Annotated in this window: 6 protein-coding genes and 1 rRNA gene; all 7 read right to left on the reverse strand. The window is 66.7% G+C overall.

What is annotated here, in order from left to right; translation table 11 throughout:
* Positions 1-2 precede the first annotated feature (2 nt).
* A complete protein-coding gene (locus ABD339_RS32055; RefSeq protein WP_344570691.1) occupies positions 3-836 on the reverse strand; it encodes an FHA domain-containing protein in 834 nt (277 codons plus the stop codon).
* A gap of 123 nt (positions 837-959) precedes the next feature.
* A complete protein-coding gene (locus tag ABD339_RS32060) occupies positions 960-1,796 on the reverse strand; it encodes a DUF881 domain-containing protein (protein ID WP_344570685.1) in 837 nt (278 codons plus the stop codon).
* Between the two features lie 5 nt (positions 1,797-1,801).
* The gene (locus ABD339_RS32065) at positions 1,802-2,134 is read right to left on the reverse strand and encodes a small basic family protein (protein WP_180928314.1); all 333 of its coding nucleotides are present in this window, start codon (positions 2,132-2,134) and stop codon (positions 1,802-1,804) included.
* On the reverse strand, positions 2,131-3,030 hold the full coding sequence (locus tag ABD339_RS32070; RefSeq protein WP_344570686.1) for a DUF881 domain-containing protein: 900 nt from the start codon (positions 3,028-3,030) through the stop codon (positions 2,131-2,133). The genes ABD339_RS32065 and ABD339_RS32070 overlap by 4 nt, the downstream gene beginning before the upstream one ends.
* 117 nt (positions 3,031-3,147) lie before the next feature.
* Positions 3,148-5,643, reverse strand: coding sequence for a sugar phosphate nucleotidyltransferase (locus tag ABD339_RS32075; protein ID WP_344570687.1), 2,496 nt, complete (start codon positions 5,641-5,643; stop codon positions 3,148-3,150).
* Between the two features lie 112 nt (positions 5,644-5,755).
* Complete coding sequence (gene clsA / locus ABD339_RS32080) at positions 5,756-6,364, reverse strand: cardiolipin synthase ClsA (protein ID WP_344570688.1); 609 nt, start codon at positions 6,362-6,364, stop codon at positions 5,756-5,758.
* Positions 6,365-6,504: 140 nt separating this feature from the next.
* Positions 6,505-6,603: ribosomal RNA gene (gene rrf / locus ABD339_RS32085) — 5S ribosomal RNA — on the reverse strand; the annotation flags it as partial.

The following is a 6,603-nucleotide window of genomic DNA, read 5'->3' on the forward strand; positions in this document are numbered from 1 at the left end:
GGTCAGAAGGTGCGCTGGCTCGCGTAGAAGACCAGTCGGTACTTTCCGATCTGCACCTCGTCCCCGTTCCCCAGCGGCACGCCGGACTCGATCCGCTCACGGTTGACGTAGGTGCCGTTGAGGCTGCCGACATCCGAGACGGTGAAGACACCGTCACTGCCGCGCCGGAACTCGACGTGACGCCGCGAGACGGTGACGTCATCCAGGAAAATGTCACTCTCGGGGTGCCGTCCGGCAGTGGTCAGCTCGCCGTCCAGCAGGAAGCGGCTGCCCGAGTTGGGGCCGCGCCGCACGATCAGCAGGGCCGATCCCAAAGGCAGCGCGTCAACGGCGGCCTGGGCCTCGGGCGGCAGGACCGGAGAGGCGTGCTGCCCGGTCGCCTCCGCCTCGTAAGCCTCCAGCCCGGAGATGGAGATCGTGGAGGTCGTCTCGGACGAACCCTCCGCAGGAACGCCTCCCCGCAGGGGGGCGCCGCAGTTGGAGCAGAACCGGCTCGCTTCCGCGGCCCGGGTTCCACACCTGTTACACACCGGCAAGGCAGAACCTCCACCTGAATTTGAGGTTGGCGGTGCACCGGAACCTATGCGCCCCTGTGTGCCAGGGTCAACAGAAACGGCGCCGTGACCACCCGAATTGCCTCCATTACCGGGCGCTACCTCGTCCCGGAACAGCGGGCGCTCCCCGCTGTCCCCGGGCGCTCCGGCCGACGTCTCCGCGTTCCGGGAAGCACGGTGCCGCGCGGCGCCGCCGCCGTCCTGGCGGTTCTTGCCGAACAACTTCGCAAAAATACTCACGGGCGATTCCCCTCGCACGAAACAGACCCGCCCGTGGGGCAGGACAGACCCTCGATGCTCTCATTGATCACACATGACGCCCGGATAACGTCCGTGACCCGTAGACAGTTTCCACCACGCGGTGCTCAACTGACCGGCCGACCCCCCGGAAGCTCTCTCACCGTCTCACTGCGATGACGACCGAGCGTAGTCAGGCCGCTTCGCCGACCGCAAGGCGTCCACAGTGATCTTCTCCGACCGGGTCACAGACGCTGTGGCCTGCTTGTTCTTCAGTGTCTGCACGACTCCGCCAGGAATGTTCAGCGCGGGCTCCAGGTCCGCCGGCTTGCCGATGACCTCGAAGCGGTAAGGCTGCCCGATCTTATGCCCGTCCACGCTCACTCCGCCGCCGCTGTCGGAGAAATAGGTGCTGGCCACCACTCGGACGCCGTTGATCTGCATGGCTTCAGCACCCGCGGCCCGCAGCTCCTGGACGGCGTCGAGCAGCGTGTCGGAATCGGTCGCGCCTGCACGGTCGTTGACCGTAAGGCGGATGCCGGGCCCCTCCGCCTTGACGGTGCCCGCGAGGACACCGAGCTGTGCTTCCTTCTCGCGGGTCTGCTTGCGGGCCTCTTCCGCCTGGTCCGAGCTGGATTCCAGCTCGGTGCGGTGCCCTTCGAGCTCCCGCTTCTCATCCTCCAGCCGCTTGGTGCGGTCGTCGAGTTCGTCGAGAATCCGGACGAGGTCCTCGTGGCGTGCCCCGCGCAGCGCACTGTTCTCGCTGGTGGAGCGCACCTGGATGGCGAGCCCCAGCCCGAGGACGAACAACAGGACGGCGACGATGAGTTGGGCGCGCGTCACCCGAGGCGGCCAGAGCGCCTGGACGAGCCGCCGACGGCCGCTGGACTCCGGTGCGGGCGCGGGCTCAGCCCGTGCGGGCTCCGGCGCCGGCTCCTCCTGAGGCAGGCTGCCCGCTTCCCGCGCGCTGCGCCGCTCCTCCGGTGGCGTGTTTCCGTCACTCATCGGCCTCACGCCCTGAAGACGTGGCGGCGGATGGCCGCGGCGTTGGAGAAGATCCGGATGCCCAGGACGACGACCACACCGGTCGACAGCTGCGCTCCGACGCCCAGCTTGTCCCCCAGAAAGACGATCAGCGCCGCGACGACGACGTTGGAGAGGAAGGAGACGACGAACACCTTGTCGTCGAAGATCCCGTCCAGCATGGCGCGCAATCCGCCGAAGACCGCGTCGAGCGCGGCCACGACGGCGATGGGCAGGTAGGGCTCGACCACCGTCGGCACCACGGGCCGGACGACAAGTCCGGCCACGACTCCTACGACGAGGCCCAGTACGGCGATCACGATGTGCTGCCCTTCCCTGTCTGCACAGGTTTCGCTGTTCGTACGATCAGACTCGGTGCGGCAGGCAGCCGGACCTCGTCCTGGACGGAAATGCTGGTCCTGGCACCGTAGTCCTTGTGCAGCACGTACAAGTACTGCCCGTCCACGCTGTCCTGGAAGGTCCTGCTGAGCTTCTGGCCCTGCCCCACCGCGAGGAGCGTATAGGGCGGAACCAGTGGCTTGTTGTCGACCAGGATCGCGTCACCGGCGGCACGGATCGCCGAGCGTGAGGTGAGCCGCTGCCCGTTGACCGAGACGGCTTCCGCGCCCGACTCCCACAGCCCGTTGACCACCCGCTGCAGATCACGGTCCCGGATGCGGCCCGTATCGGAGAATCCGTTGCTGTTGCGCGGCCCGTCGTGGTTACCGGATCCGGCGTCCTTGGCGTCGTCCACCACCAGCTTGATCCCCGGGCCCTTGACGGGGACGGCTCCGGAGAGCAGCGCCGTGGTTCTGCCGCGCTCGTCGCCGTGCTTCTCCAGGGCTTTGCGCTGCTTCTCCTCCACCGAGGCGCGCAGTTCGTCGACGTTGTCCTGGAGCTTGTCGGCCTCGCGTCCGCCGGACTCGATGCGTTCGATGAGTTCCTGCTTCTCCTTGGCGATGGTGGGCGCCGAGACCCGGGCCTGCGCCGCACCCACCGTCACCACGAGGCCCGCCAGCACCAGGCCACCGGCCAGGCCCAGCTTCGCGCGCAGAGTGCGTGGAAGGCCCGAGCGGCCCTCCACACCCCGCCGTGCTGCGGCCTCCGCGTAGCCGTCGTCCAGGCTGTGGTCGATGACGTTGTTCAGCAGCGACATGGAGGCGTCGGGCCGCGCAGACCTCGACAGGGTGCTCCTTGGGGGATGCTGCTGCGACATGCCGCACATCGTCGCACGTCCGGGCCTGTACCAGCGAAACGGGCCCACCCCTGCGCCGTACGGCGGGACTTGCCCCCGGCAAGGGCGCGTCCCGCCGTACGCACGGGGTACCGGCGCTCAGCGGCCGGCGCTGTCCACCACCTCTGCCCACTCGTCCAGTAGTGCCTGAGCGGAGGCTTCGTCGGGCCCTTCGGCCCACAGGTGAGTGACAGCCTCGGCGGGGTCGGGCAACACCATCACCCAGCGGCCGTCGGACTCGACGACCCGTACTCCGTCGGTGGTGTCCACGGACCTGTCACCGGCCGCCTCCACCACCGTGCGCATCACAAGTCCCTTGACGGCCCACGGGGTTGCCAGGTCACGTCGGCGCACGTGAGCACGGGGGATGCGCGAGTCGATCTGGCTGAGCGTCAGCTGGGTACGCGCCACCAGGCCGATCAGGCGCACAAAGGCCGCGGCACCGTCGAAGACCGAGCTGAACTCGGGGACGATGTAGCCGCCCCTGCCGTCTCCGCCGAAGACGGCGGCGTCATCCCTGCTGACGCGGGTGAGGTCGTCGGGCGAAGTGGTGGTCCACTCGACCTGCGTGCCATGGTATGCGGCGACCTGCTCTGCGATGCGGGTCGTCGTGACGGGCAGGGCGACCCTGCCGCTGCGGCGCTCGGCCGCCACCAGGTCGAGCATGACCAGCAGCGCCCTGTCGTCCTCCACGATCCGGCCGTGTTCGTCCACCAGGGAGAGCCGCTCGCCCACCGGGTCGAAGCGCACGCCGAAGTCCGCGCGGGCGGAGGCGACGATCTCCCCGAGCCGCACCATTCCCGAGCGCCGCGACTCACTCGTTTCGGTGGGCCTGGACTCATCGAGGCCCGGGTTGATGGTGAGGGAATCGACCCCGAGCCGGCCCAGCAAGCTGGGCAGCACGAGTCCCGCACTGCCGTTGGAGGCATCGACGACGACCTTGAGTCCTGCCTCCTCGACTCCGGTGGTGTCCACGGCCCGCAGGACGGAGCCGGTGTAGGAGTCGTAGACGCTGGAGGGGAAGCGCAGGTCACCGATCTCGCCGGGGAAGGCCCTGCGGTACTCCTGACGTGCGTAGACCCGGTCGAGCTTGCGCTGGCTCGCCTGTGAGAGATCGCCGCCGCGCTCGTCGAAGAACATGATGTCCACCGAGTCGGGCACGCCCGGCGAGGTACGGATCATGATGCCGCCGGCGCTGCCGCGTGCGGTCTGCTGCCGTGCCACGGGCAGCGGTACGTTCTCCAGGTCGCGGACGTCTATGGCGCTGGTCTGGAGCGCGGAGATCATCGCGCGCTTGAGGGCACGGGCGCCGCGGGAGTGATCGCGCGCGGTGGTGACGGTCGAGCCCTTCTTGAGGGTCGTCGCATAGGCACCGGCGAGCCGGACGGCCAGCTCGGGGGTGATCTCGACGTTCAGGATGCCGGAGACGCCCCGGGCGCCGAAGAGGTGCGCCTGGCCGCGGGACTCCCAGATGACCGAGGTGTTGACGAACGCGCCGGCCTCGATCGTCTTGAAGGGGTAGACGCGGACGTTCCCCTGGACGATGGACTCCTCGCCGATGAAGCACTCGTCTCCGATGACGGCGCCGTCCTCGATGCGCGAGGCCCGCATGACATCGGTGTTCTTGCCGATGACCGCGCCGCGCAGATTGCACTGCTGGCCGATGTAGACATTGTCGTGCACGACGGTGCGGTGCAGGAAAGCCCCGCTCTTGACCACGACGTTCGACCCGATGACGGAGTGTTCCCTGATCTCCGTATCGGCCTCGACCTTCGCGTAGTCGCCGATGTAGAGGGGCCCTCGCAGCACGGCGTCCGGATGTACCTCGGCGCCTTCGGCGACCCAGACTCCGGGCGAGATCTCGAATCCGTCGATTTCGGCGTCGACCTTGCCCTCCAGCATGTCCGCCTGCGCCTTGACATAGCTCTCGTGCGTGCCCACGTCCTCCCAGTAGCCCTCGGCGATGTAGCCGTAGATGGGCTTGCCCTCCTTCATGAGTTGAGGGAAGACATCTCCGGACCAGTCGACGGGCACATCGGGATCGACGTAGTCGAAGACCTCGGGCTCCATGACGTAGATGCCGGTGTTGACGGTGTCGGAGAAGACCTGGCCCCAGGTCGGCTTCTCCAGAAACCTCTCGACCCGGCCGTCGTCGTCCACGATGGTGATCCCGAACTCCAGCGGGTTCGGCACACGGGTCAGGCAGACAGTGACGAGAGCGCCCTGCTCACGGTGGAAGTTGATGAGATCGGTGAGATCGAAGTCCGTGAGGGCATCTCCCGAGATGACGAGAAACGAGTCGTCCTTGAGCGCTTCCTCTGCGTTCTTGACGCTGCCAGCCGTGCCCAGTGGCTTTTCTTCGTTGGCATAGGTCAGTTCCATGCCAAGCTCTTCGCCATCACCAAAGTAATTCTTGACCAGCGAGGCCAGGAATTGCACAGTCACGACTGTCTCATTGAGACCATGACGCTTGAGCAGCCTCAGCACATGTTCCATGATCGGCCGATTGACCACCGGCAGAAGTGGCTTGGGCATGCTCGCGGTCATCGGCCGAAGGCGTGTGCCTTCGCCACCAGCCATCACGACGGCCTTCATGTCGGAAGCGTCCTCCTCGCACAGACGACGGTTATGCCAGCTTCACCCATCCAGGATGGCCCACAAAGTCGCGCTACGGGCAGTCGAACCCCGCGACATTGAAAAGGCGGGCTCAGTCGGCCCCGGCGTCCACCCTGATCAGTCGGCGTACCTGGACCACGTACAGGATCCCTGCCCACCAGTACAGTGCCGTACCCCAGCCGGCGAACGCCCAGCCGAAAATCGCAGCGAGTGACGAAACCCAGCTACTTCCGTCACTGAGGAGAAGCAGGGGGAATGCGTACATCAGATTGAAGGTGGCGGCCTTGCCCAGAAAGTTCACCTGCGGCGGAGCATAGCCATGCCGGTCCAGGATCCACACCATGACCAGCAGGAGCAGCTCCCGGGCCAGTAGCGCCGACGTGAGCCAAATGGGGAGGATTCCCCGCCAGGTGAGGCCCACGAGAGTGGAGAGGATGTAGAGCCGGTCGGCAGCGGGATCGAGAATCCGGCCGAGGCTGCTGATCTGATTCCAGCGGCGCGCGAGCTTACCGTCGAGATAGTCACTGACTCCGCTGGCTGCGAGCACAAGAAGCGCCCACACATCGCAGTTGGGCCCCCCGAACTCGGGCCACAGAATCAGCCACAGGAACACCGGCACGCCAACGAGTCGCGCCATGCTCAGGATATTGGGGATGGTGAGGACCCGGTCCGTCTGGACCGCCGTCTCCTGGACCTCCACCCGAGAGCCTCCTGTGAGTAACCGTGCCGACGATACCCCCTGACCTTACCCGTCGGCGCTCACCCAGCGTGCACGGGGTCGGTTTCAGACATAGAGATAGCCCTGTTGGCCGGTGGCCAACAGGGCTATCTCTAAAAGAAGTTCGGCGGTGTCCTACTCTCCCACACGCTCCCGCATGCAGTACCATCGGCGCTGAAAGGCTTAGCTTCCGGGTTCGGAATGAGACCGGGCGTTTCCCT

The sequence above is a fragment of the Streptomyces axinellae genome, from assembly GCF_039532135.1.
GTDB lineage: Bacteria > Actinomycetota > Actinomycetes > Streptomycetales > Streptomycetaceae > Streptomyces > Streptomyces axinellae.